Origin of the sequence: Streptodolium elevatio (genome assembly GCF_040649515.1) — a bacterium.
Classification (GTDB): domain Bacteria; phylum Actinomycetota; class Actinomycetes; order Streptomycetales; family Streptomycetaceae; genus Yinghuangia; species Yinghuangia elevatio.
In genome coordinates, this window is sequence record NZ_JBEZFP010000131.1 from 1 (window position 1) to 25,773 (window position 25,773).

Consider the following 25,773-nt stretch of genomic DNA (forward strand, 5'->3'; position numbering starts at 1 on the left):
GGATGTTGCCGAGGTCCCACCCGCGTTCGAGCAACGCGGAGACAATGGCTCCGCCAAACGTAAATTCGTCGTAGACGGGGCTCACGGCGCGACTCCTCGTCCGGAGGCGGTGGATACATCAAATTGGCCGGTGACGGCTGCGGTGATGAGCGCCTGACGGCGTTCGGTCAGCAGTTGAGAACGTTGGTTCAGGGCTGCCCGAAGCGTCTCGGCGGGTTCGGTCCATCGCAACAACGATTGTGTGAATTCCTGCTGTTGTCGCAAAGGGGCATTCGGGACGGGCCACGATCGAATGTCCTCTCCGCGTAGCTTGACCATCGATTGCGATGAGCCGCGGGCGGTGGCCTCAATGCGCTGTCGGATCTGGCTGCCCAGGGAGACTTGCGCGACGAAATGTGGATCGATATCAGTCCGGAGCTTGATTCGATAGATGAGATCGGGCAACAGGAGCCGGGTGCAGTCGCCTGTGGCCACCGCGACGTCACCCACTAGCCGCGGAGTGTTTGCCCGGGTCACAAGGAGATCGCCCTCATTGACCTGCCACATACGCGGCGGGGGTACGCTGGTGGGGAGACGCTTGTTTTCGTTGGGGTTAAATGACCCGTTTTTTACGGAACTGAGCTTCAGCACCCCCCACTCTTCAGGGCCTTGCCGTGGGGTGGCTTCGCATCGAGGGCTTGTTCCTTGTTCAATGCACCGCATAAGGCGGCGTAGTGGGAGATTCCCGTGTCGCTTGGACAGTTGATCAATGGCAGAGTCTCGCAACGCTTGTTTACGCTCGTCCAGCCTCGACAGGACCTCTGAGTCGAGTGTGGCCAGGCGATCCAGGTAGTCCATCTGGGCGTCGAGGAAGTTGGCGATCCGTTGCTGTTCCCGCTGTGGTGGCAGCGGCACCCGCAGTTGCTCGATGTCGGGCATATAGATGGTCTTGTGGGTGGATCCCGTCGCAACGCGCTTGAGATCCGGAGCCATTCCTCGAAGCGCGTGCAGCAGATACCGGGGTTCCAACTGTGTCCCACAGGTCCAAGTCGCGAAGTCTTGACTGGTTGCCATGTCGGAACCCATGATCGCCGAGAACCCGACGGACGCAGTGCGCGATAGGATCACTGTGCCAGCAGGGTGGAGCACGGCCGCGGAATTGGCCAGGCCCAATCTGCTGATCTTCTCTTTTGTATCGGAGATGACGGTCGTCGTTCCGCTGCGCAACTGCCAAACATCAGCGAGGGTGATCCAGGGAATCGTGCAGTCGTGCCAGTACTCCGGATTGCTGCGACTCGGTGTGTGTCCGGTTCCCAGTCGCGCGAGGAGTCGAATCGGCACAGTCGGCCACTGTGATTTCTCCAGCCACGGGGCGATGCCGTTGCTCACAGGGTCATCTCGCTGAGCAGGCGCTGGATGTTCGATTCCAGAGCCTTCAACTCGGCGTCGATCTCTGCCAACGGGCGTGGAGGCTCGTACACGTAAAAGTGCCGCGTCAACGGGATCTCGTAGCCGATTTTTGTCTTCGTATAGTCCACCCAAGCGTCAGGAACGTGGGGAAGGACTTCACGCTTGAGGTAGACAGCGATGTCCTCATCGAGCGGGACATTCTCGTAGTCGCGCAAGTCCGTGTCGGGCTCGGGTTCACCCTTGACGAGTTGGACTTCGCCGTTGGTGTCGCGCACGCCGATTGTGTCGCGGACGGCCTTCACGAACGGGGTGCCGGTTGGCCAGGTCAGGCCCGCCGCTACCTGTGCGTCCTTCAACGCGAGGAATGCTTCCGCCTTCGTCGCCCACGTCGAGCCGAGGAGCGGGCGCAGGGCGGCGATGAACTCCTCGGTGTTCGCCAGCTTCTGGACGGGCTTCGACTCTTCCAGGGCCGCCAGCGTCTCTTCCGTCAGCTCGAACCGGAGCTTGAGGGGACGCTCTACCGTGATCCGCCGGTATCCGAAGTCCTCGTTGCGGAAGACCTTCACCTTGCCGTGCAGCGGGTGTTCCGGGTCCGCCGCGACCTGAAGGGCCTCGTCGTAGAGCTGCGTGATCTCACCAATCTGCTGATCGGTGATGAACTTCCGCTTGTCGCCGAGCGACTTCCGCATCTTCTGCCAGTACTCGCGCGCATCCAGCAGCACGACCTTGCCCTTGTGGTCGGGCGACTTGCGGTTGGTCAGGATCCAGAAGTAAGTGGAGATGCCCGTGTTGTAGAACAACTGGTCGGGCAGTGCGACGATCGCCTCGAGCCAGTCGTTCTCCAGGATCCACTGGCGGATCTTCGACTCACCCGACTCGGCCGCGCCCGTGAACAGCGGCGAGCCGTTGAAGACGATCGCGATGCGGCTCCCACCTCCGCCGTTACCGTCCACCGGCTTCATCTTGTCGATCATGTGTTGCAGGAACAGTAGCGAGCCGTCGTTAATCCTCGGCAGGCCGGCACCGAAGCGACCCGACTCGCCCATCGACTTGTGCTCGTACTCGACCTCGCTCTGGACCTTCTTCCACTCCACCCCGAACGGCGGATTGGCGAGCATGAAGTCGAACTTGCGGCGGGAATGGCCGTCGTCCGAGAACGAGTTGCCAAACGCGATGTTGTCCGGGTCCTGCTCCTTGATCATCAGGTCCGAACGGCAGATTGCCCACGACTCGGGGTTGAGTTCCTGGCCGAACAGTTCGACCGTCGCGTCCGGGTTGTGGTCGCGGATGAAGTCGTCGACCGCGCTCAGCATGCCCCCGGTTCCGCACGCCGGGTCCATGACCGTACGCACCACGCCCGGCACCTGCAACGCGTCGGCGTCCGCCCCCACCAGCAGCTTGACCATCAGCTTGATGACCTCGCGCGGGGTGAAGTGCTCACCGGCCGTCTCGTTCGAGAGTTCCGCGAACCGGCGGATCAGGTCCTCGAACAGGTAGCCCATGTTGTGGTTCGGAACCACCTCGGGCCGCAGGTCCAGGTCGGCGAACTTGCCCATCACCTTGTACAGCAGCTTGGCCGCGTCGAGCTTCCGAATCTGCTGCGCGAACTCGTACTTCTCAAGCACCTCGCGCGCGTTGTCCGAAAACGCCGCCACGTACGCCTGGAGGTTCGCCGCCGCGTGTCCCGGGTCGCCGAGGATCTGCTTCAGCGTCAGGTCGCTCGTGTTGTAGAAGACGTGACCGGAGGCCCGCCGCAGGAAGCGGTCGGTGTCGATGTCCTGGCCCGCGAACCGCGCCACGGTCGCCGCCACTTCGTTGCGCGTCGGCGCCAACACGCACTCGAGGCGTCGCAGCACCGTGAACGGCAGGATCACCTTGCCGTAGTCGGACTGCTTGTAGTCACCGCGCAGCAAGTCGGCCACCGACCACGCATGGTTGGCCAACTCCGTGTGCTTGTCGCTGTTCAACGGTCCTCGAATCCTTCCGAGCCGAGCCGAGCCGAACCGCACCGAAACGAGCGGAAATCGGTCACCCAACCGAGTGGGTGTGGATTGGGGTCAAGTCTGGTGCACAGATGAAGATCGTGTGGCCGTTCGGGCCGAGTCGCCTTCCGACGGCGCCAAAGCACCGGTTGTCAGGCCCGCGGAGAGCAAGTCCGCAGCCTCGCGGGTCGCCTCTGCCGCTCGTCGGGCGGCACCGCGCAGCCCGTGAATCCGTCGGAACGCCGCGCCGTACTTGCGCTGTTCCTCCAACGGCATCAGCGGCACACGCAACCGTCCGGGCTGCACCTGAACAGTCGTGCTCCCCGTCGAGGCGCCCGCGATGTTGTCTGCCTGATCCAAGAAGCCCACCAAAAACCACGGGTCGAGCCGCGACGGGTCCGGTCGGAGCAGAACCAGCAGGGGACCCAGCACCGCGCCCGCGTCCTCGCCGCTGGCAAGCCGTGCCATGGGGCCGTCACCGCCGGGGAACGTCCGTACGATGACGTCGCTTTCCTCCAGGATCGGTCCGATCTCGGGTGCCAAGTCGTCGAGGCTGCCCGAGGCCTTCGCATCCGCAATGACGTCGTCGAGTCTGAGAACAGGCCGTCCCTCGTTCTCCGCACGCCAGCCTTCCCCCACGTCGTCCTTGACGGCCGGGGCGGTCCGGAGCATCTCGACCGCCCCACCCCGCGCCAAATCGGACAGTGTCGCCGTGCGCCACTCTTTCGGAGCATCTCCAGCGGCTCGCCACGTGCCGTACGACGCCGAGTCCACCAGCGACTGCGCCGCGGCGGTGAGTTTCTTCCGGTGTTCCGCAACCCGGCGCGCTGTGGCTGCCGGGTCCAGGTCCGCGGGCGCCATACGCACGTGCCGCGCCGGCGTCAGGTCAACCACATCGTCGAGCAGGTCCAGCGCCGAGACTGCCCGCGCTTCGCCAGCCGCATCCTCGAACGCGTCGGGTGCCTCGCGGAATCGACTCCAGTGCGTCAGCACCTTGGCCGACAGGCCGCCCCAGTCAAGGCTTTCGCGCCGGTGACGCAGGCGCGACGGGCTGAGCGTGCGCTCGGCCGCCCCGCCCCGTGCGTCGCCGCGGCGTGTCCCCGCCGATTCCATGAACAGCACCGATTTGCGTTCCGGGCCTCCGGGCTCCGGACGCTGGAGCAACCACACATGCAGCCCGATGTGCAGCGGCACCGCCGATCCGACGGGCAGACCGATGACCGCCCGGACCGCTCCGCTTCGCACCAGCTCGGCCCGGACGCGACGTCCGGAAGGCCGCGCGGCAACCGCAGGCGGCAGCAGGAACACGGCATGCCCACCCGGTTCCAGATGTGCCAAGGCATGTTCGACCCAGGCCAGCTCGGGTTCTCCGCGTGGCGGAACGCCGTACGCCCAACGCGGGTCGTAGGCGAGTTCGTCATGGCCCCAATCCCGGTCACCGTAGGGCGGGTTGCACAAGACTCCGTCAACCGTGACATCCGGGAAAGCGTCCGCACGCAAGCTGTCGCCGACGGACACTCGTACGTGCGCATCAGGCGATGACAACAACAGTCCGACGGCGGCACGGCGAGCCTGGACGGAGAGTGCGTCCTGTCCATACAACTCCGCCGTGCCACGTCGGGCGGCGGCTGCGAGCAGCGTGCCGCTTCCGCACGCGGGGTCGAAGACGCCCGAGCAGTCCTCCGGCAGCAGGCTGGCCATCAGGTCGGCCAAGCCGCGTGGTGTTTGGTACACGCCGCCAACCGGGGTGTCCTCAAGCTCTCGCTCGGCGAGCACGTCGAGCGCGGCCTGACCGCCTTCCGCCGCGACGCAGGCGACTGCTGCCCGAATGGCCGCCGCGTCGCCACGCTCGTAACGCACGGAACCCGCTCCCGGCATCGCCTTCGCCGTTCCGGCGGCTTCGCTCGCGGCTCGCCGGACGAGGTCGCGGTCGGCCAGCGAGCCGAACTCGGCCAACGCCGCGTCGCCGAGTCCGGCAAGTGCCGGCACCAGCGGCAGCAGGCGACCCGCGGCTTCGGCTCCCGCCGGGTGGAGTCGCAGGACGGTCCGCAGCTCGGTCGTCGGTGAGGCCGCGGAGGCCTGGCCGCGCGCGTCCAGCCAAGCCCGCACCGCGGTCAGGTCGTAGAGCGGACTCGTGTCCGTACCCCCGGTCGGCGCCGGGAAATCTTCATGCCGCCTGCGCCAGTTGCTGACCGTCGCGCGCGTCACCCCGGCGATGCGGCCGATCTCCGCAGCTGTCACCAGCGTGGCCTGCTCGGTCACAAGCCCCTCCCTCATTGCGGTGCTTCCGGGTTGGCGTATTCACCATAGCGCATTGATGCGACGCACAGAATTGATTGACACAGCTTTCACTGGCCTGCTCTTCTGGTGGCTCGTACCTGAAAGCATCCTCGGGAGCTCACATGACCGCCACAGCCGCCATCACGGCCCTTGTCACCGCACTCGTCGGGTTCGCCGTCGGGTTAGCCATCGCGCGAGCACGCTCTACGGCGGCGCACGCGGATACCGAGACCGCACGCAAGTCCGCTGAGGACGCATGCGCCCGCGCCGACGCCCAAGTGCAGGAATGGCGTACCCGCTGCGAGCAGGCTGAAGGGCAGACCGGTGCGCTGACCCCGCAGCTCGTCGAACTGCGAACTCGGCTTGCCGACCGCGAGTCCCGGCTCGCCCGCACCGACGCAGAACTCAAGGCGGCACGCGACGCGGAGTCGGCCACCGAGAACGCCCGCGTAGACCTCGCGCATGATCTGACCGCGCTCCGCACCGACTATGCGAGCCAGGGACGCGAACTCGCCTCGACGCAACAAGCGCTCGCCGCCATCACCGCGGAGCGTGACGCGGCTCGGATCACCACGCAAGAACGCGAGGCCGACCTCGCACGGCAGCGCACCGAGTACGACGCACTCCGTACCCAGTTTGCTGACCGTGCCCGCGAGTTGGCCGCGACGCGGGAGGAAGGCGCCAAGCTGGTGGGGGCCATGGCGGCGCTCCGTGAAGAGCTGGATGCCCTCAAGACCGCCAACGCCGACCTCGAAGGCCGACAAAAGACCCTCGAACAGCAAGCAGCGGCTCTGGACGCTGCCCGTGGTGAGGTCGAGCGCCTGCGCACCGAGTCGGCGAAGCTGATGGAAGACCGCTTCGCCGCGCTGACGAGCAAGGCGCTCGAATCGAACCGCACCGCACTGCTCGCGACGGCCGAGGACAAGCTCGGCGCCGTCGGGGCGCCCGTCCGCGAACAGCTCGACAAGCTCAACCAGGAGATCCGGAAGCTCGGAGAGAGCCGCGCCGCCGCCGAGGCATCTCTCGCCCAGCAGCTCATCGGGATGCACCAGGAGACCGGTCGGCTGCGCGACCAGGCCCAAGCGCTGGTCGACGCCCTCAAGAAGCCTCAGGTGCGCGGCAGTTGGGGTGAGATGACGCTGCGGCGCACCGCGGAACTGGCCGGCATGGTCGAGCGCTGCGACTTCAAGGAACAAGTGACCATGCAAGGGGATGAGGGAGTCCTCCGCCCGGACATGGTGGTCCACCTGGCGGACGGAAAGGCGACGGTCGTGGACGCCAAGGTCTCACTCAAGGCGTTCATGGAGGCCAGCGAGGCCACGGACGACGCGACGCGGAGCGCGCGCCTCAAGGAGCACGCACAGCAGGTGCGACGGCACATCGACAACCTGGCCTCGAAGGACTACCACAAGCTCCTCGACGTGTCGCCGGAGTTCGTCGTGATGTTCATCCCCGGCGAGGCGTTCCTCGGCCCCGCGCTGGACGCCGACAACGGCTTGTTGGAGTACGCGCTGGACAAGGGTGTCGTGATCACGACACCGACCACGTTCATCGCCTTGCTGCGCACGGTGGCGCTCGCCTGGACTCAGGCGAGCCTCGCCGAGAACCTGCGCGAAGTCCACGACCTCGGGCGCGACCTGTACGACCGGATCGTCACGTTCAGCAGCCACCTGGGCAAGGTGGGCACCGAACTCGGCAGCGCGGTCCTCGCCTACAACAAGGCCGTCGGATCGATGGAGGCGCGGCTGCTCGTCTCGGCGCGCCGCTTCCAGCACCTGAAGGTCGCGGCGAAGCCGCTGTCGACGCCGACGGCCATCGAGGCTGCACCACGCCCGCTGACGGCCGCCGAGTTGGTGGACACCACTACGGCGGGCAGGGTCGTCGAGATCCCGCCCGCCCGAGCGCCGGAGATCACCGACGGCTCAGCGTGAGTCGGCCAGGCCGGTGACGAGGCCGTCCCACGCTGCCGCGTGGAAGAGCAACGCGGCAGCGTGCGGACGCTTGCTGTCCCGGACGGCGGTGGCGGCGGTGAGGGAAGCGACTTCGACACACTGCCCGCCCTCGCCTCCGCTGTGGCTGCTCTTGCGCCAAGCGGCCACCTCTACGCACTCGCCACCTTCTCCGCTGCTGTGGCTACTCTTCGTCAAGGCGAGGTCAGTGCGTGCCAAGTTGGTCGCGTGATGGTTCATGTGTCTCCCAACATCGTCTCGATGAAGAACCTGGACTCGCGCGGCGTGAGCGCTTGCGCGCGGATGCTGCCATACCGCGCAGCCAGGATACGAACCTCTTCGGGGTCAACGATCAGTCGACTGACTCTCTGTACCTCCACGTACGCGACTTGTTGGCGCCCAATCGGCGTCAGTAGCGTGAACGGGCCATCCAGGGTCGGATGTTCCTCGCGATCTGTCGGCATGATCTGAAGCTCGACGTTCCGGAGTTGCGACACCTGGAGCAGGTGCTCCAGTTGGGCGCGGTGGGTGGATTGGCCTCCGAGGGGACGTCGCAGGACGGCTTCTTCAATCATGAACGTCACCAGCGTTGCTGGCCAACGCGTCAGGATGTCTTGCCGACCGAGTCGTGCCGTTACCCGTTGCTCGACCGTAGCCTCGTCCAACAACGGTTGCCTGTTCGTGAAGATCGCACGGGCGTGTGACTCGGTTTGCAGCAGGCCAGGCAGCGCCGACACGTCGTAGTGATGCAACTCGACCGCCTCCCGCTCCAACCGCGCATAGTCCCTGAACCACGCCGGATGCTTCACCCTGGCCTTCGTCTTCGCGCGAGCGACATCCTCCTTCGCCACGGCCAGCATGCCGTTCGCGCCCAGCAGTTCATCGGCGGCGTCGAGGAACTCGTCCTGGGGCACGCGGCGCCCACGTTCGAGTGACGAGATCTGTTCCTCGCTGTACCCCAGTTGTTGGCCCAACTGGCGCTGCGTGAGCCCGGCGCGTTCGCGCAGCATCTTGACCATGCGGCCCAGCGCCCGGAACAGATCCACCGCGCCGTCGCCGGCGTCCTCGTCGTTCGGATCGGCCATGGCAGTTCCCCCAACTCCCGTCTCACGCCGTCACACCAACCGGACACCCGGACCGGCGACGCTTCGCGCCCGTGCAGGCACGCTCTGTACCGGCCTGCTTCCTTGGCCAGGGTAGGCATGTCCGGAAACGTTCGGTGGCATGAACTCCGAAATCCCCACTCGGTCGGACGTGTTCGCTCAACGCTTCAGCCCGACACCACGCGGTGCCCGCCTCGCCCGCCTCCTCGTCGTGGAGCACCTCGCACACCACGGATGGCCGCGTGACCACGAACTGACGGAAACGGCCGAGCTGGTAGTCGGCGAACTCGCCGCCAACGCGGTCATCCACGCGGCCGAAGTTCGAGCGGACTTCGAGGTGCGGATGATCTCCGATGCCCTGAACCGCACTCTTCGGATCGAGGTGGCGGATCCGATGGGGCTCGGCCGCGTCGGACCCGCCCAGGCGCGTCAACCGGCCGCGCACTCCGGCATGTCCGAATCCGGACGTGGCCTCCGGATCGTCGAGGCGATCACCGCCGCGTGGGGCGTCGACCCGCACCCGGCCGGCGGCAAGACGGTCTGGGCCGTCATTCCGCTGCCGGTCCTGGCCGAGGCATTACCCGGCCGGGCCTGACTGAGGGCGGTCAATCGTCGTCCGTCTGCGCGTCCTGCCACTGCACGGCGATCTCGTAGAGGTTCAGCTTGCCGTCCGGTGTCCAGCGGGCCGGAGCCTGCACCGACGACGGCGCGTCGTCCCAGCCGGCCAACTCCCAGATGCGAAGCACCAGATTGCTCGCGTTATACGTCTCGCCGTCGTACGCCCACAGCAACGGGCGTGCGCGGTCGTTCTGCCACGTGGCCTGGCTCCGCCGGGGGTCGGCGTTTAGCCAATCCTGCAATGCCTTCGCTTCGGCAATGTTCCCCGTGACGTACTGCAGCGGCGCGCCGTTCGGCAGGAGGCCGGCGTTGATGATTGTGGGGATGGTGGCCTGGCGGCGCTGTCGACCCGGTTGCTGCCGTGCCTGGCAGTCGGCAGGCAAGTCGGGAAGCTCACGGCCTTCGCATATCGCCTCCAGGACGAGCCGAGCGAGTTCCCGACAGCGTGTCTCGTTCGTGAACGTGCTGGTGAGAAACGAAGTCGGCCCATACGCCGCGTCGACGAAATGGATCAGCCACGACAGCACGGACCCCGTGGAGGTAGGCACGGAGTTGAGCAGGGAGTCGACATCGAAGTCGGGCTCATCGAGGTCACTGGCGTCCAAGAGTCGGAACACCAAGTGGCTGACCAGCAGATCGCCACGTTGAGCGACGTCGGAGGAGCGTCCCCGCATTCGTTGGCGCAGGACGTCGAGTGCCTCACCGACGGCGCGGTGAACCAGCACCGTCCGCCAGATGCGGAAGGCGCTCGGTGCTTCGCCGAACAGCCGGGGATAGGCGCCGCTCTGTCCACGCTCCCAGAGCAGGTCGGTGTCCTTCTTCGCGCGGACGCTGAGTTCGGGCGTGCGGTGGGCGCAGGCCAGGGCGATGGCGGCGTGGACGACAGAGCAACCGGCGTCCGGTGCCGGATCCGCTTCGCCGCGCTTGAAGACGTACGTCTTTTGCAGCGAGAACTCGAAGTCCTCGCGGATCAGGGTCTGGGTGTCGTCGAGAGCGATGAAGTCCCGCTGGGAGACGTCGTTCTGGGTGTTCGTGGTCTCGGTGATGCGTGCCGCGTACTGGCCGCGCTCGCTGCCGAGGGAGATCACCCGGACGCTCACGTCGGCGTTCTCCACTGTGTCCGGCGCGACCTGCATCGCCTTGTGGATCTCGGTGACCGTCTGGGCGCCGTTCACGATGCTGGCGTGCTGCAACGCCAACTCGACCGGCTCGTCCGGTCGGCGCCGCCCTCGCCACGTCGGCTCGACGCCGTCGCAGAGGATGGTGATGCCGTTGTTGAAGTACCAGAAGTTGTCCGGCTCTTCGATGAGCGTCGTCTGAATCCCCGAGTTGATGCGGGTCAACCCGAGCGACTGGCGGATGTGCTCGGTGAATAGGCGCGGGCCGTGGTCCTCGTACCACTGCGCCACGTCGACGGCGGCGACCGGGCCCTGGTAGGCGAGGAAGGGCGTGTCCCGCTTGATCCAGTGCGGCATGCGCGCGGTGAGGTCCACCGGCTGGGGGCGGCGGTCGTCGCGCAGTTGCTGGAGGAGTTCCGCCGCGCCCACGAGCCGGTAGTCCAGCATCGGCCCCAGGCCGTGGTGGTCGTCGACGGCTCGGTCGAGGATCGCGCGGGTATCGGCGTGGAGCGGGTCGTTGCCCACGACGGCGATGACCAACGTGATCTTGAGGTTGGTGTCCATCAACGCCGCGTCCAGCCGGGCCGTGAACGGCCGCAGCTTGTCGTTGAATTCGCCGAACTTGCGATCTTCCAGTAGGTGCAGGCCGTCGATGAAGGCGCGCGCGGCGTCGGTGTGGAAGCCGGCAGTACCGCTGTCCTTCCACTTCGCTTGGACGAGCCAGACCCGGGAAGCGTCAGCGACGGCGACGGCGTCGATGCCGTTGTCCCGGCTGCCGTCGATGACCGCGGCGGCGCAGGCCGCGGGGTTCCACCCGGTGACACGACGAATCGCGGTGGCGGCCACAGCCCGGGAAAGGAACGCACGGTCCCGTTCGGGCTCAGAGTTGCGGTCGAGGTCGGTCTCGTCGATGAGCCCGCGGTACGAATCGATGAGCGCTTGGCGCATCTGGTGCAGCTCCAGCAGTGCCGTCATCTTGCGCCGTGCCTGCTCTGAGCCTGTCACGATCCCCCACCAACTCGCCTTCTGCTCTTGGGGCGAGCGTACCGACACGCTGCGTCCGACTCCGCCGGGTTATGCCGATTGGTGCGCCGTCTCAAACGAGTGTATGCAGATCTGCGAGACACGAACAATCATTATGAGATTGACGACGCTTTCACTTCCTGCTGTCATTGGATGCGTCAGAGCAAGACGGACAGCCGGACAGGTGGGGGAGACATGACTCTGCGGAGGATCGCGGCCGGTGCGGCCGCGGCCGTGCTCGGTGGGCTGATGGTGGTCGGCTGCCAGGCGGACAAGGGCGAGCCCAAGACGGAGCCCAAGGCGCAGGACGCGGCAACCTTGGATTGCACCGATCCGAACATCACGATGGGCGAGTGGCAGAAGCGTTGCGCCTCGGGGGCTCCGGGGACAGGTGGTGCCACGCCGACGCCCTCGGCTTCATCCGCGGCGCCCTCGAAGACGCCTGAGCCCACGGGCGAAAAGGTCGCAAAGGTGGGGGACACGATCAGCCTCACCGGCTTCGAGGGTGTGAAGCTGGATGCCACCGTGGTGAAGATCGTCGACCCGGCCACGACGGACAACGAGTTCATGAAGCCGAAGTCCGGCATGCGACTTGTGGCCGTGCAGTGGCGGATCGCCAACACCGGCAATGTGCCGGTCGACAGCGGGCCGACATCGGGTTCCAGTCTGGTGGACACCGAGGGGCAGCAGTTCGACCCGACGTACGCCACGACGACCGCGGGTCCTGAGTTCCCCAGCGGCGCGAAGATCCCGCCGGGTGAGTCGAGGCTCGGAGTGGTCGCGTACGAGGTCCCGACCGGATCGAAGGTGGTCAAGATCCAGTACGGCGCGAACTCCGGGTTCGCGAGGCAGACCGGTCAATGGACGGTGTCCTGACCGCGACGCGGCCCCCGCGCGTCGATATCGTCACGCGGCTCGCCGACGTGCCGGGGAATCCGGCTGGGCTTCCCCGGCGCGTCGCGGCGCCGCGTGCGTTGTGCGCTCGGCCCCGCCGTGTTGACCGCGGTGCCCCTCACGACAGAGGTGCGTGATCTGCCGAGACGGACCTGGCCGTATGTCGCGTGTGCGCGAGCTTTGGCATGATGACGCCCGCAGCCGATTCGGGGGGATGGATGACGGTACGCACGGCCAGAGCCGTGGTTTTGGCCGCAGTTGTCGCAGGGGCCGCATTACTGGGCGGGTGCTCGCGCGGGGGAGCAGCGGGGATCCACGCCGGGGCGCCGGCTGCGACGGCGATGGACTGCGCGGACCCGAACATCCCAATGGGCGAATGGCGTACGCGCTGCGTCGCCGGGCCGACGCCGAAGCCTCCCGCAGCAACGGTCGGCCCCGGCACCACTCCGTCCGTCGCGCCGACCACCGCCGCGCCGACCACGTCCTCACCGGCGTTGCCGCCGCCGAAGTCGCCGTCGCCGACGCCCGTGGCGCCGACGCGCAGAGCACCGGCCGGGACAATGAGCGCGCCGGTCGGGTACACGATCAGCTTGCGCGGTTACGAGGGCGAACACCTCGATGTGACCGTGGTCAAGGTCGTCGACCCTGCCCGGCCGTCGAGCGACGAGTCGTACCTCCAGCCCGAGCCCGGAATGCGGTTCGTGGCCGTGCTGTGGCAGGTGACGAACACCGGCACGGTTGTCGGCGACAGCGAGCCGGTGGGCCTTTCCCGGGTCCTGGACGCGCGAGGGCGCGCATACTCGTTCGCGTACGCCGACACCACGGCCGGGGCGCTGATCCCGTACACCTCCCCGATCCAGGCGGGCGAGACCCGCATCGGCATCGCCACGTACGAAGTACCGCTAGGCGCCAAGGTCGTCACCGTCGAGTTCGGCATCGAGGACGGCCCGGTCGACGAGACCGGCCACTGGACCCTCCCCTGAGGACGCTCCCCGACCTGTCACCGGTCGGCGGACGGGCCCAGGGCGTACGACGGCCCCGGACCCGTCGCGGGATTCACTCCGGGGCGAGGGCTGTTTCGCCCTCCCAGGTGGAGAGGCCGAGGTGGGAGCGGATTTCGGCCGGGGGCTCCCAGAAGGCGCGTACGGAGTCGACGAGGCCCTCGTCGTTGACGCGCCACAGTTCGATGCTGTCGACCCACGCGGGCTTGCCCGCGACGGAGCCGTGGTTGCGCATGTGGACCTGGGCTTCGCGGCCGCAGGCGATGACGAGGAGCGGTTCGAGGATCCAGGTCTTGTCGGGGGTGAAGGACTTGTCCCAGGCCTGGACGGACATGACGTCGCGGCCGATGCCGGCGACGGTGCCGGGCGGGTCCTCGTAGCGGACGTCGTCGGCGAGGATTTTCAGCCAGGAGTCTTTGTCCTGGTTGTTCCAGTGGCGGACGTGGGCGAGTACGGCTTCGCGGGCTGCCGCGGCAAGATCCTTGGTCACGCAGTCCGGTCTAACCCGGGACGGCGCAACTATCAATGGGAATCGGCGGCGGGCGTACGCCGGGAGGCGACGGCATCGGCGGCGGTGAGCACGACGCCCGCGACTGCGGAGGCGCTCGCGAGGGCGGCGATCGCGACGCGCGTACGCGGCAGGTCGGGCCAGTGGTGGCGGGTCACGAGGGTGTCGCCGATGTCGGCGGCAGCGGAGGCGAGGGCCCAGGCGGCGAAGCCGCGGCCGGTGAGCGCCGCCAGGGTGGTCCCGCCGCCGAGCGCGATGTCGCGTACCCCCAGCGCCTTGGCGAACACAGTCCCACCCGGCGTTTCGACGTCGCGCCCCACCCACGGCCGCGAGGCGACCGGCGGCGCGGCGATGGCGACGACGCCGAGCGCCACCCGCGCCGCTCCCCACCCGGCGCCGGCGTAGCGGACGTTCGTCCTGAAGTCTCTGCTCATCGAGGCGTCCCCCTTTATGGATGCGTCGTCCATCATGACGCGAGACCCGACCATCGCAGCGGAGGAACACGTATCAAGAGGACCTGGTCGGCCGAGTTGAGGTTCACTGGGACCGTGCGCGCATGGCAACGGGATTTCACCGAGGACGATTTGCGGGAGTCGGCCGGAGACCGTTCCTTCGAGCGGGGGGCGGGATACCTGGACGCGGTGTCCGGGCTGACGGTCGAACCGGGCGTGGACCGGGCGACGGTTCGGGCCGTCGTGCACGGCGGGGCGCCGTACCGTGTGTGGTTGTCGGTCGCGTCCCGCGGTGCGCTGGTGGGGCGGTGTAGTTGCCCGTACGGGGCGGAGGGCAACTTCTGCAAGCACTGCGTGGCCGTCGGCCTGACAGTCCTGACCGACGGCGGCCTGATCGAACACATGGGCATGCAGCGGACCCGCGACGGCAGCGTCGACGCCTGGCTTGAGGCGCTCTCCCCTCGGGAACTCCTCGCCCTGGTGAGGGAACAGGCCGCCATCGACCCGGGACTTCGGAAGCGGCTGGAGCTGCGTGCAATCGCCACCGAGGGGGACTCGGGTTCGTTGCGCCGCGAGATGGCCAGGATGTTCGACCCCACTCCGTTCACGCGCTACGGGTACATGGAGTACGCGGACGTCCATGCGTTCGCGGACCAAGCACGTGGGGCGGTGCCGGTGCTGTGCGACCTGGTCGCCCGTGGGCGCGCGGTCGATGCCGTCGACCTGGCGAGGGAAGCCGTCAGCCGCGTCGAGGCACTGTACGAACACGCCGACGACTCGTCGGGGGCCCTTGGGGAGTTGATCGCCGACCTGCTCGACCTGCATCTGCGCGCCTGCGAGGCCGCGGCACCGGATCCGACCGAGATCGCCGAGTGGTTGGTCGGCCACATGCTGGGGGACTACGCGTCCGACGCGGTCCGACTCAGGGACTACTGCGCCGTGCTCGGCCCGGCCGGCTTGGCCGCCGTCCACGATCTCGCCGCGGAGGCGTTGCGCCGGAACCCGGGCGGGTGGGCGGAGCAGGACTTGCTGGGGGCGCTACTCGTGCTGTGCGCCCAGGGCGGCATCGAGCCGATGGCGGCAGGGCATGCCGACCCGGCCGACGCAGTGGCGGCGTATGTACGGCTCGTCGACACGTACAAGGTGCTCACGGGCGACGCCGCGTACGAAGCGATAGTCAGGCTGCTCGACAAGGCCCGCGCCTGCCACGAAGTTCTCGGCACATCCGAAGACTTCGCGGACTACGTCCGTGAATTGCGCACCCAGCAGCGGAGAAAGCGCAAGTTGCTGCGGCTGTTGGACACACACGGCATGTGAAGCCCGGTGCGGCGTCCCTTATCGGGGGCGCCGCACCGGGGTGGGGTGGCTACGGGGGAGGAGCCACCCCGGTACTCGGGACCCGGGTACGTGCGCCCGGGCCGTACGTCAGACCGAGGCGACGCCCGGGTCGAGGAAGCGCCTGCCGGTGGTCTTCTCGGAGACGCCGGTGCGGTCCAGGTACGGGGTGATGCCGCCCAGGTGGAACGGCCAGCCCGCGCCGGTGATCATGCACAGGTCGATGTCCTGCGCGGCCTGCACGACGCCCTCGTCCAGCATGAGCCGGATCTCCTGCGCCAGTGCCGCGAGCGCGCGGTCGCGGACCTGGTCGGAGGTGAGGGGGGTGGAACCGACCTCGAGGAGGGCGGCGACCTCGGGGTCGACCTCCTGGGTGCCGGAGGCGGTCCAGGTCATGAAGGAGCGCTTGCCGGCCTTCACGACCCGCTCCAGGTTCGGCGAAACGCCGAAGCGGTCGGGGAACGCGGTGTGGAGCGTGCCGGAGACGTGCGCGGCGATGGCCGGGCCGACGAGTTCCAGGAGCACCATCGGCGACATGGGGAGGCCGAGGGGTTCGAGGGCCTTGTCGGCGACCTCGATGGGGGTGCCCTCGTCGACCGACGCCAGCACCTCGCCGAGGAAGCGGGTCAGGATGCGGTTGACCACGAAGGCCGGGGCGTCCTTGACCAGGACGGCGGTCTTCTTCAGCTGCTTGGCGACGCCGAACGCGGTGGCGAGGGAGGCGTCGTCGGTCTGCTCGGCCCGCACGACCTCCAGCAGCGGGAGGACCGCGACCGGGTTGAAGAAGTGGAAGCCGACCACGCGCTCGGGGTGGGCGAGCTTCGACGCCATCTCGGTGATCGAGAGGGACGAGGTGTTGGTCGCCAGGATGCACTCGGGCGAGACGACGGCCTCGACCTCGGCGAACACCTGCTGCTTGACCGACATCTCCTCGAAGACGGCCTCGATGACGAAGTCGGCGTCCGCGAAGGCGTCCTTGGAGAGCGAGCCGGAGATCAGGGCCTTGTAGCGGTTGGCCGAGTCCTGGCTGAGGCGCCCGCGCAGGAGCTGCTTGTCGAGCTCGTCGTGGACGTACGCCACGCCCTTGTCCACGCGCTCCTGGTCGATGTCGGTCAGCACGACCGGTACGCCGAGGCGGCGCGCGAACAGGAGGGCGAGCTGCGAGGCCATCAGGCCCGCGCCGACCACGCCGACCTTGGTGACCGGCCGCGCGAGCGCGCGGTCGGGGGCCCCGGCCGGACGCTTGGCGCGCTTCTGGATCAGGTCGAACGAGTAGAGCCCGGCGCGCAGTTCGTCGCCCATGATGAGGTCCGCGAGGGCCTCGTCCTCGAGGGCGAAGCCGGCATCGACGTCGCCGGAGCGCGCGGCGTCGATGATGTCGAGCGCGCGGTACGGCGCGGGGGAGGCGCCGTGCACCTTGGAGTCGGCGAGCGCCCGGCCCGCGGCGACCGCCGCGTCCCAGCCCGCGCCGCGGTCGAAGTCGGCGCGCTCCACCACGATTTCGCCCTTGACCACGCGGGCCGTCCAGCGCAGCGACTCGGCGAGGAAGTCCGCCGGGTCGAGCAGCACGTCCGCGATGCCAAGGTCGAACGCCTTCTTGCCGTTGAGCTGCTTGTTCTGGTTCAGCGCGTTCTCGATGACGACCGAGATCGCCTTCTCCGGCCCGACCAGGTTCGGCAGCAGCGTGCAGCCGCCCCACCCGGGCACGAGGCCGAGGAAGCACTCGGGGAGCGAGAGCGCGGGCACGGCGGACGAGATCGTCCGGTACGTGCACGCGAGGCCGATCTCGACACCGCCGCCCATCGCCGCGCCGTTGTAGAACGCGAAGGTGGGGACGGGGAGGTTGCGCAGGCGGCGGAACGCGTCGTGGCCGGCGCGGCCGATGGCGAGGGCCTGGTCGCGCTCGCGGATCACGCCGACGCCCTTGAGGTCGGCGCCGACCGCGAAGATGAACGGCTTGCCGGTGACACCGGCGGCCACGACGGTGCCGGCCGCGGCCAGCTCCTCGACCTGGTCGAGGGCCGCGCCCAGCTCGGCGAGACCCGCCGGACCGAACGTGGTCGGCTTCGTGTGGTCGAAGCCGTTGTCCATCGTGATCAGTGCGAACTTGCCCGCGCCGTACGGCAGGTCGAGGACCCGGACGGGGAAGTGGCTGACGAGTTCGTCCGGGAAAATCTCCTGGGCGAGCTGCTTGAGGTCCGTCACTTGTCGCCCTCCCAGTGGGGGTTCTCCCAGATGACCGTTCCGCCCATGCCGAGTCCGATGCACATCGAGGTCAGGCCGTAGCGGACCTCGGGGTGCTCCTCGAACTGGCGCGCGAGCTGCGTCATCAGACGCACGCCCGACGAGGCGAGGGGGTGGCCGAACGCGATCGCGCCGCCGTACTTGTTGACGCGCGGGTCGTCGTCCGCGATGCCGTAGTGGTCGAGGAACGACAGCACCTGGACGGCGAACGCCTCGTTCAGCTCGAACAGCCCGATGTCGTCGATCGTCAGACCGGCGCGCTCCAGGGCCTTCTCGGTGGCCGGGACCGGGCCGATGCCCATGACCTCCGGCTCGACGCCCGCGAACGCGTACTGCACGAGGCGCATCTTGACCGGCAGGCCGAGTTCGCGCGCGGTCTCCTCGGACGCGATGATCGCGGCGGTGGCGCCGTCGTTGAGGCCGGCCGCGTTGCCCGCGGTGACCCGGCCGCGCACGCGGAACGGGGTCTTGAGGGCTGCCAGGTCGTCCATCGTGGTGCCCGGGCGCGGCGGTTCGTCCTCGGTGGCGAGGCCGTAGCCCTTCTCCTGCGAGCGGGTCGCGACGGGGACCAGGTCGGGCTGGATCTTGCCGTCGGCGTACGCCTTGGCGGCCTTCTCCTGGCTGCCCACCGCGAACGCGTCGGCGCGCTGCTTGGTCAGCTGCGGGTAGCGGTCGTGGATGTTCTCCGCCGTGGAGCCCATGACGAGGGCCGACGGGTCGACCAGCTTCTCGGCGATGATCCGCGGGTTCGGGTCGGCGCCCTCGCCCATCGGGTGGCGGCCCATGTGCTCGACGCCGCCCGCGATCGCGATGTCCAGCGCGCCGAGGGCGATGCCGCCCGCGACGTTGGTCACGGCGGTCATGGCGCCCGCGCACATGCGGTCGACTGAGTAGCCGGGCACCGACTTGGGGAGCCCGGACAGGAGGGCCGTGGTGCGGCCGATGGTCAGACCCTGGTCGCCGATCTGCGTTGTGGCCGCGATGGCCACCTCGTCCACCTTGTCGCCGGGCAGCTGCGGGTTGCGGCGCAGCAGCTCGCGGATGCAGGCGATGACCAGGTCGTCGGCGCGGGTCTCGTGGTAGATGCCCTTGGGGCCGGCCTTGCCGAAGGGGGTTCGGACACCGTCGACGAAGACGACGTCCCGGGGGTGACGAGACACAGTGGCAGCACTCCTCGTGGAAGGGTTACGCACCCATGCTACTCACGAGTAACCAAAACGCCTAGGGGGTGTTACCGACCGTACGGCGCGCGTCGTGCGCACCGCCTGAGGCGCGCCGATGATCGGTGGGTGGCCGGGCGTGACGGTGGCGGGATGTGGTCCGCACGTCATGCGATCGGCGGGCGTTGCCCAAGCTTTACCGGTGTCTGGTGACCCCATGGAGTTGGACTGGCTTCAATTCAGCGGAGCCTTGCCTTACTTAGTGTCGCCTTACTTGAGCCTGCCGGATTCCGGGTGTGCGCCCGGGCCGCGGGAATCGACTGGAGTGTCCCCATGCCTGCCCTCCGCCGTACGTTCGCCGCGATAGCCGGCACTGCTCTTCTGGGTGTTCCGGCGCTCGCCGCGTGCAGCAGCGACTCGGGCGGGGACGCCGTCAAGGTCACCGCCTCGGACAAGAAGTGCGACGTCGGGAAGACGGACTGGACCGCGGGCAAGAACACCCTCAAGGTCAAGAACACCGGCAACCAGGTCACCGAGGTGTACGTCTACGCCCAGGGCGACCGCATCATCACCGAGCGGGAGAACATCGGCCCGGGCATCTCGGTCGACATCACCTTCGACATCAAGCCCGGCCAGTACGAGGTCGCGTGCAAACCCGGCATGAAGGGCGACGGCATCCGGCAGAAGGTCACTGTGGCCGGCGCCGCGGAGGAGAAGCCGCTCGACCCGCGCCTGGCCAAGGCGGTCGCGGAGTACCGCGCGTACGTGCAGGCCCAGGTCGACGGCGGGCTGCCGGTCCTGGAGCAGTTCGTGGCGGCGGTGAAGGCCGGCGACACCGCGAAGGCCAAGGAGCTGTACGCGAAGTCCCGCTACGGCTGGGAGAGCATCGAGCCCGTCGCGGAGAGCTTCGGCGACCTCGACCCGAAGATGGACATCCGCGAAGCCGACCTCGAGGCGGGCCAGGAGTTCACCGGCTGGCACCGCCTGGAGAAGACGCTGTGGACCACCGGGCAGGTCACGCCCGAGGACCACAAGTACGCCGACCAGCTCCTCGTCGACTACAAGGACCTTCAGGTCAAGGTCGGCACGGCGGAGATCACCCCGACGACGATGGCCAACGGCGCCAAGGAACTGCTGGACGAGGTCGCGACCGGCAAGGTGACCGGTGAGGAGGAGGCGTTCAGCCACACCGACCTGGTCGACTTCGAGGGCAACGTGGTCGGCGCGAAGAAGGCGTTCGAACTCCTCAAGCCGGTCGTCGACGAGAAGGACGCGGAACTGGGCAAGACGCTGTCCGCGGAGTTCGCCGCCATCGAGACGGTGTTGGCCAAGTACAAGCAGGGCGACGGCTATGTCGCGTACGACACGGTCAACGACGAGCAGCGCAAGGAGCTCTCGGACGCGGTCAACGCGCTCGCCGAGCCGCTGTCCAAGCTCGCCGCCGCCGTCGCATGACGGTCCCGGAACACGACTGACGGAACCGGCAGAACAGCCGAAAGCCAGGCGTCCGCCCACGACGACCGGGTCCCGGGGACCGTACGCAGCCGCGATGGCGCGTACGGTCCCCGCCCGCGTGTCGTGGACGCCCGACACCGAGGAGCGCACGATGACGACCGCCAACCCGGACGACCAGGACGCGGTGACGCGCGGTGACGAGGAGGGCGGCCCGGACCACGCGCACGACGCGGACGGCACCCCCGAGTCGGCCGAGAGCCCGGAGGCCCCCGCCCCCGGCGTGAGCCGTCGGGCGCTGATCGGCTGGAGCGGCGGCGCACTCGCCGTCGGGGCGGCCGCGGCGGGCGGGGTCGCCGCCGCGGTCACCGCGTCCGACGAGGACGCCGCGCCGCGCGTCGCCGCCGAGTCCGTGCCGTTCGAGGGCGCCCACCAGGCCGGCATCGCCACCCCGGTCCAGGACCGGCTGCACTTCGTGGCGTTCGACGTCCTCACCGACGACCGCGCGAAGCTCGTCCGGCTGCTCCGGCAATGGACGGCCGCCGCACGGGCGATGACGCAGGGTCAGGCGGTCGGCACCGGCGCGGTGGACGGCATCCCGGAGGCTCCGCCGGACGACACCGGCGAGGCACTCGGCCTGCCCGCCGCCAACCTCACACTGACGATCGGGTTCGGACCGGGCCTGTTCGTGAAGGACGACAAGGACCGCTTCGGCATCGCCGCGCGGCGGCCCGTGGCCCTCGCCGACCTGCCGCCGTTCCCCGGGGACAACCTCGACCCGGCCCGCTCGGGCGGCGACATCTGCGTGCAGGCGTGCGCCGACGACCCCCAGGTGGCCGTCCACGCCATCCGCAACCTCGCCCGCATCGGGTTCGGCACGGTCGCGGTGCGCTGGTCCCAACTGGGCTTCGGCAAGACGTCCTCGACGACACCCGACGCGCAGACACCGCGCAACCTCTTCGGGTTCAAGGACGGCACCCGCAACATCGCCGGCACCGAGACCGACCGCCTCGACCGGCATGTGTGGGCCGCGGCCGGGGACGGTTCGGACTGGATGGCGGGCGGCTCGTACCTGGTCGCCCGCCGCATCCGCATGCACATCGAGACGTGGGACCGCACCCCGCTCGGCGAGCAGGAGGACATCATCGGGCGGAACAAAGGCGAAGGAGCGCCCTTCGGGGCCGTCGCGGAGCACGACGAGGTGCCGCTCAAGGCACTCAAGGAAGACGCGCACGTACGGCTGTCGCACCCGGACAGCAACGACGGTGTGACGATCCTGCGGCGCGGCTACTCGTTCGTGGACGGCTCGGACGGGCTCGGCCGCCTGGACGCGGGGCTGTTCTTCCTCGCTTACCAGCGCGACCCGAGGAGCGGGTTCATCCCGCTCCAGCAGCGCCTGGCGGCACGCGACGCGCTCAACGAGTACATCCAGCACGTCGGTTCGGCGCTGTTCGCGTGCCCGCCGGGCGTCCAGGGACCGGACGACTACTGGGGGCGCACGCTGTTCGGCTGAACCGGTCCGGCCGACGCCGACGCCGACGCCGACGCCGGGGCCGGGGTGGCCGCGGTCGCCGGGGCCGCGCCGACCCGGGAACCGCGCCCGCCGAGTCGGCCGCCCAGTCGCCCGCCGAACAGGAAGAGCGCCATCACCGGCACGAGATACGCCGTCCAGACGACGCACTGAGCGACCGTCGGATTCGGCTGGAAGTTGAAGATGCCCTTGAGCAGGGTGCCGTACCAGCTGCCGGGCTCGATGGTCTCGGAGATGTCGAACGCCCGGTTGTTCAGCCCCGGCAGGAAGTCCGCCTCCTGGAGGTCGTGCACGCCGTACGCCAGCACGCCCGCCGCGACCACGATCAGCGCGCCGCCGGTCCAGGTGAAGAACTTGGCGAGGTTGATGCGTACCGCGCCCTTGTAGAAGAAGTACGCGAGCACGACCGCCGACGCGATGCCGAGGGCGACGCCGATCAGCGGGTCGCTGCCGTCGCCCGTGGCGCGTACCGCGGTCCACACGAACAGCGCGGTCTCCAGGCCCTCGCGGCCCACCGCGAGGAAGGCCGTGAGCACCAGCGCACCGGTGCCCATGGCAAGCGCCGCGTCGAGCTTGCCGTGCAGGTCGGCCTTCAGGTGCCGGGCGGTGCGACGCATCCAGAACACCATCCACGTCACGAGCGCGACGGCGAGGATGGAGAGGCTGCCGCCGAACAACTCCTGCTGCTCGAACGTCATCTCGGCCGACGTGAACTCCAGCAGCGCCCCGAACCCGAGGCTCAGCGCCACCGCGACCGCCACACCGCCCCAGATGGGCGGCAGCTTGTCCCGGCGCTCGCTCTTCACGAGGTACGCGATCAGAATGCTCACGACCAGCGCGGCTTCAAGGCCTTCACGCAGGCCTATCAGGTAATTGGCGAACACCGGGGAGACTCCTTGCCGCGCGGAGCACGGACGAACGGGGGGAATTAGGTAAGGCTCACCAAAGCACCCGGATTGTCCGGCGTCAACGCGGAAGCCTCAGGCGCAGCTTGGGGGTTCGTCAAATCTTGGGAAAGCGCTCCGGGCGCCGGGTCTTGGGGCGCCGGGGTTGGGGTGCGGACGACGCGGTGGCGCGCAGGTCGTGAGGAGGGCTATGCGGGCCCCCGTTCCGGGCTCGCGGGCGCCGCGGTCGGCGTGTGAGGCGACGCCGCGGCGACCGGGGGAGCTGGACCGGGGAGCGGGGCCGCGTGATCGGGGGCGTCGGTCCCCGCGATCGGGCGAGGCGACGGGGGTGCTGGACCGGGGAGCAGGGCCGCGTGATCGGGGGCGTCGGTCCCCGCGGCGGGGCAAGGCGACGGAGAGCGGGACGGGTCGCGTGACCCCCGGGCTTCGGTCCGGTCGGCCGGTGCAGGCGGTCGGTGTGCGCGGCCGGTCGCGCGGTCAGATGTCGCGCAGGCGCAGGCGCAGGCAAGCGCAGACGCGCGGTCGGGGGTCGACGTCGTCGCGCCGCGGTGTGTTCCCCTCCGTCGAGACGCTGCCCGGTGATGCCGCGAGCGCCGCGTCCGGACACAGGGGCAGCGCCGCCGGCGTCGGCTTTGCGCTGCCGCGAGGAGGTGCCGTCAGGCGGTGCCGTTAGGGGTGGGCCCGCTGGGGGCGGGCCCGTTGGCGTTCGGGCCGTGGGCGGCGATGCGGAGGTACGCGCCGGACAGAGCGGGGGCGGTGAGGCGGATCTGCCACTCGCGGGCGCCCTGCGCGCGGAGTACCTCGGCGATCGCGTCCGAGGACGGGACGGACGGGGGCGCCCACGAGAGCCGGCGTACCGAGTCCGGGGCGAGGAGGTTCTCGGTCGGCAGTCCGTGCTCGTCGGCGATGGCCGCCACCGCGGTCTTGGCGGCGGTCAGGCGCTCCGCGGCGGCCGGATCCTTGTCGCCCCATGCCCGGGCCGGCGGCGGGCCCTCGTGCGGCAGCGTGGAAGGCGGCAGTTGTTCGTCGGGGACGGCGCGGCCGGCCTCGATGGCGGCGAGCCACGCCGAGGACTGGCGGCGGCTGTCGCGGCCGGTGAAGCCCGGCAGGGCCATCAGCGCGGACATGGACGCGGGGCCCGCGAGTGCCGCTTCGACGATCGCGGTGTCCGGGATGACGCGGCCGGGCGACACGTCCTTGGCCCGGGCGATCCGGTCGCGCGCCTCCCACAGCTCGCGCACGATCGCGAGCTGGCGGCGCCGCCGTACCCGGTGCAGGCCGGAGGTGCGGCGCCACGGGTCGACGCGCGGGGGGGAGGGCGGCGCGGCGGCGATCGCCGCGAACTCCTCCAGTGCCCAGGAGAGCTTGCCCTGCTCCTCCAGCACCTCTTCGAGACGGTCGCGCAGCTCGACCAGCACCTCGACGTCGAGGGCGGCGTAGCGCAGCCAGGGCTCGGGCAGCGGGCGCGTGGACCAGTCGACGGCGGAATGGCCCTTCTCCAGCGAGAACCCGAGGACCGTCTCGACCATCGCGCCCAGGCCGACGCGCGGGTACGCCGCGAGGCGCCCGGCCAGCTCGGTGTCGAAGATCCGCGCGGGCGCCATGCCGACCTCGGCGAGGCAGGGGAGATCCTGCGAGGCGGCGTGCAGAACCCACTCGGTGTCGGCGAGGGCGGCCCCCAGCTCGGACAGGTCCGGACAGGCGATCGGGTCGATCAGTGCTGTGCCGGCTCCCGCGCGACGCAGCTGGATCAGGTAGGCGCGCTGGCCGTACCGGTAGCCCGACGCCCGTTCGGCGTCCACGGCCACGGGACCGTCGCCCGAGGCGAAGGCTGCGACCGTCCCGGCGAGGGAGTCGGGATCCGCCACGACCGGCGGGACGCCCTCGCGGGGTGCCAGCAAAGGGACCGGCGCCGGCTGTTCGGAAACTGTGCAGTCGAAAGCGTCGGTCACCTTTACAAAATACGCCGAAACCCCGGCAGGCGATGACGCTGCCTGCCGGGGAGCCGGGTTGAGTGCCCGGTTTGCACCGGTACGGAGGTACCCCCGCACCGGAAATTCCCGGATCGGTCCGGCCGTGTCGAACGGCCGATGCCGGATTCGGCCGCGGAACGCGGCCGGGGGGAGAGGCGCGGACGCCAGTGCTGTGGCCGGGAGGGTCCGCAAATACCGGTGAACCCTCCCGGTCGCGGCGCTAGCTGATGATGCCCGCGCGCAGCGCCAGGGCCACCATGCCGGCCCGGTCGCCCGTGCCCATCTTGCGCGCGATACGCGCCAGGTGGCTCTTCACGGTCAGCGCGGACAGGCCCATCGCCTGGCCGATCGCCTTGTTGGAACGCCCCTCCGCGACGAGGCGAAGCACCTCGATCTCACGGGCGGACAGCTCGCGGCAGCCCGAAGTGGGGTCGGTTCCGTTGTGGTCGGGGCGGAGTCGTTGGGCTGCGGACATGCCCGCCATGCCCGTCATGCTCGCCTGTCGTGCGTGTCCAGGAGTCAATCCCGCCCGCGCGCCGGTCACGACATAGCCCCGAACACCCGCGGCAAGCGCGGAGCGGACGGCACCGATGTCATCGGCGGCGGAAAGCGCCAGACCGTTCGGCCAGCCACAGGCCCGCATCTCAGTGAGCAGGGCCAGGCCGGAACCGTCGGGCAGGTGCACGTCGGCGATGCACAGATCGCGAGGCGTGCCGGCACGGGATCGAGCCTCGGCGATGGTGGACGTCCCGACGACGTCACTCGGCGACCTCGTCGGTGCAGGGCACACAGCCCACGACGTTGAGGAACTCGCCCTGGCGGATCATGTAGTGCACGAGATGGCGGTCGGGGCCGT

The 25,773-nt window shown here is 69.1% G+C and carries 21 protein-coding genes; 7 read left to right on the forward strand and 14 right to left on the reverse strand.

Annotated features, from left to right (window positions below):
• Window positions 1-81: 81 nt before the first annotated feature.
• The 3 genes from AB0C36_RS34540 to AB0C36_RS34550 form a co-directional block, all read right to left on the reverse strand.
• Entirely contained in the window at window positions 82-1,368 is a 1,287-nt protein-coding gene (locus tag AB0C36_RS34540; RefSeq protein WP_358362197.1) for a restriction endonuclease subunit S, read from the reverse strand.
• Entirely contained in the window at window positions 1,365-3,356 is a 1,992-nt protein-coding gene (locus tag AB0C36_RS34545; protein WP_358362199.1) for a type I restriction-modification system subunit M, read from the reverse strand. Before AB0C36_RS34545 ends, AB0C36_RS34540 begins: the two co-directional genes overlap by 4 nt.
• Window positions 3,357-3,446: 90 nt before the next feature.
• Window positions 3,447-5,633 (reverse strand): N-6 DNA methylase, encoded by a 2,187-nt coding sequence (locus AB0C36_RS34550; protein ID WP_358362200.1) that lies wholly within the window; start codon window positions 5,631-5,633, stop codon window positions 3,447-3,449.
• A 140-nt stretch (window positions 5,634-5,773) separates the two neighbouring features.
• Between AB0C36_RS34550 and AB0C36_RS34555 the strand changes: the two genes are divergently transcribed.
• Window positions 5,774-7,582, forward strand: a complete 1,809-nt coding sequence (locus tag AB0C36_RS34555) for a DNA recombination protein RmuC (protein ID WP_358362202.1) — start codon at window positions 5,774-5,776, stop codon at window positions 7,580-7,582.
• On the opposite strand, the gene AB0C36_RS34560 is transcribed toward AB0C36_RS34555, so the two are convergent.
• Together AB0C36_RS34560 and AB0C36_RS34565 are read right to left on the reverse strand one after the other, a co-directional pair.
• Window positions 7,574-7,750 carry a DUF397 domain-containing protein gene (locus AB0C36_RS34560; RefSeq protein ID WP_435839174.1) on the reverse strand — a complete coding sequence of 59 codons (177 nt, stop codon included), beginning with the start codon at window positions 7,748-7,750 and terminating at the stop codon, window positions 7,574-7,576. The two genes, AB0C36_RS34555 and AB0C36_RS34560, sit on opposite strands and share 9 nt — an antisense overlap.
• Window positions 7,751-7,836: 86 nt before the next feature.
• Window positions 7,837-8,685: a helix-turn-helix domain-containing protein gene (locus AB0C36_RS34565; RefSeq protein ID WP_358362206.1), complete on the reverse strand. Its 849-nt coding sequence runs from the start codon at window positions 8,683-8,685 to the stop codon at window positions 7,837-7,839.
• A gap of 139 nt (window positions 8,686-8,824) precedes the next feature.
• Here AB0C36_RS34565 and AB0C36_RS34570 point away from each other — a divergent pair, with 139 nt between their 5' ends.
• Window positions 8,825-9,298: an ATP-binding protein gene (locus AB0C36_RS34570; RefSeq protein WP_358362207.1), complete on the forward strand. Its 474-nt coding sequence runs from the start codon at window positions 8,825-8,827 to the stop codon at window positions 9,296-9,298.
• A 10-nt stretch (window positions 9,299-9,308) separates the two neighbouring features.
• Here AB0C36_RS34570 and AB0C36_RS34575 read toward each other — a convergent pair whose 3' ends face one another.
• The gene (locus AB0C36_RS34575) at window positions 9,309-11,444 is read right to left on the reverse strand and encodes an AIPR family protein (protein ID WP_358362208.1); all 2,136 of its coding nucleotides are present in this window, start codon (window positions 11,442-11,444) and stop codon (window positions 9,309-9,311) included.
• Window positions 11,445-11,657: 213 nt separating this feature from the next.
• On the opposite strand from AB0C36_RS34575, the gene AB0C36_RS34580 reads away from it, so the two are divergent.
• Window positions 11,658-12,338 carry a DUF4352 domain-containing protein gene (locus tag AB0C36_RS34580; protein ID WP_358362209.1) on the forward strand — a complete coding sequence of 227 codons (681 nt, stop codon included), beginning with the start codon at window positions 11,658-11,660 and terminating at the stop codon, window positions 12,336-12,338.
• A 136-nt stretch (window positions 12,339-12,474) separates the two neighbouring features.
• Here the strand turns inward: AB0C36_RS34580 and AB0C36_RS34585 are convergent, their stop codons facing one another.
• Window positions 12,475-12,939: a hypothetical protein gene (locus AB0C36_RS34585; RefSeq protein ID WP_358362211.1), complete on the reverse strand. Its 465-nt coding sequence runs from the start codon at window positions 12,937-12,939 to the stop codon at window positions 12,475-12,477.
• 7 nt (window positions 12,940-12,946) lie between these two features.
• Between AB0C36_RS34585 and AB0C36_RS34590 the strand changes: the two genes are divergently transcribed.
• Window positions 12,947-13,339, forward strand: a complete 393-nt coding sequence (locus AB0C36_RS34590; RefSeq protein WP_358362212.1) for a DUF4352 domain-containing protein — start codon at window positions 12,947-12,949, stop codon at window positions 13,337-13,339.
• A gap of 73 nt (window positions 13,340-13,412) precedes the next feature.
• Here AB0C36_RS34590 and AB0C36_RS34595 read toward each other — a convergent pair whose 3' ends face one another.
• A complete protein-coding gene (locus tag AB0C36_RS34595; protein ID WP_358362214.1) occupies window positions 13,413-13,847 on the reverse strand; it encodes a nuclear transport factor 2 family protein in 435 nt (144 codons plus the stop codon).
• Between the two features lie 32 nt (window positions 13,848-13,879).
• Entirely contained in the window at window positions 13,880-14,299 is a 420-nt protein-coding gene (locus AB0C36_RS34600) for a hypothetical protein (protein WP_358362215.1), read from the reverse strand.
• Between the two features lie 114 nt (window positions 14,300-14,413).
• Here AB0C36_RS34600 and AB0C36_RS34605 point away from each other — a divergent pair, with 114 nt between their 5' ends.
• The gene (locus tag AB0C36_RS34605; protein ID WP_358362217.1) at window positions 14,414-15,634 is read left to right on the forward strand and encodes an SWIM zinc finger family protein; all 1,221 of its coding nucleotides are present in this window, start codon (window positions 14,414-14,416) and stop codon (window positions 15,632-15,634) included.
• Window positions 15,635-15,742: 108 nt separating this feature from the next.
• Here AB0C36_RS34605 and AB0C36_RS34610 read toward each other — a convergent pair whose 3' ends face one another.
• Both AB0C36_RS34610 and AB0C36_RS34615 read right to left on the reverse strand, forming a co-directional pair.
• The gene (locus AB0C36_RS34610) at window positions 15,743-17,857 is read right to left on the reverse strand and encodes a 3-hydroxyacyl-CoA dehydrogenase NAD-binding domain-containing protein (RefSeq protein ID WP_358362218.1); all 2,115 of its coding nucleotides are present in this window, start codon (window positions 17,855-17,857) and stop codon (window positions 15,743-15,745) included.
• Window positions 17,854-19,056: a thiolase family protein gene (locus tag AB0C36_RS34615; RefSeq protein ID WP_358362219.1), complete on the reverse strand. Its 1,203-nt coding sequence runs from the start codon at window positions 19,054-19,056 to the stop codon at window positions 17,854-17,856. The genes AB0C36_RS34610 and AB0C36_RS34615 overlap by 4 nt, the downstream gene beginning before the upstream one ends.
• 333 nt (window positions 19,057-19,389) lie before the next feature.
• Here AB0C36_RS34615 and efeO point away from each other — a divergent pair, with 333 nt between their 5' ends.
• Window positions 19,390-20,511: an iron uptake system protein EfeO gene (gene efeO / locus AB0C36_RS34620; protein WP_358362220.1), complete on the forward strand. Its 1,122-nt coding sequence runs from the start codon at window positions 19,390-19,392 to the stop codon at window positions 20,509-20,511.
• A 94-nt stretch (window positions 20,512-20,605) separates the two neighbouring features.
• Entirely contained in the window at window positions 20,606-22,021 is a 1,416-nt protein-coding gene (gene efeB, locus AB0C36_RS34625; protein ID WP_358362222.1) for an iron uptake transporter deferrochelatase/peroxidase subunit, read from the forward strand.
• On the opposite strand, the gene efeU is transcribed toward efeB, so the two are convergent.
• From efeU to AB0C36_RS34640, 3 genes are all read right to left on the reverse strand, one after another.
• Window positions 21,994-22,923: an iron uptake transporter permease EfeU gene (gene efeU, locus AB0C36_RS34630; protein ID WP_358362223.1), complete on the reverse strand. Its 930-nt coding sequence runs from the start codon at window positions 22,921-22,923 to the stop codon at window positions 21,994-21,996. The genes efeB and efeU overlap by 28 nt on opposite strands.
• A 677-nt stretch (window positions 22,924-23,600) precedes the next feature.
• Window positions 23,601-24,896, reverse strand: a complete 1,296-nt coding sequence (locus AB0C36_RS34635) for an HRDC domain-containing protein (protein WP_358362224.1) — start codon at window positions 24,894-24,896, stop codon at window positions 23,601-23,603.
• Window positions 24,897-25,137: 241 nt separating this feature from the next.
• A complete protein-coding gene (locus AB0C36_RS34640; protein ID WP_435839175.1) occupies window positions 25,138-25,707 on the reverse strand; it encodes a LuxR C-terminal-related transcriptional regulator in 570 nt (189 codons plus the stop codon).
• Between the last annotated feature and the right edge of the window lie 66 nt (window positions 25,708-25,773).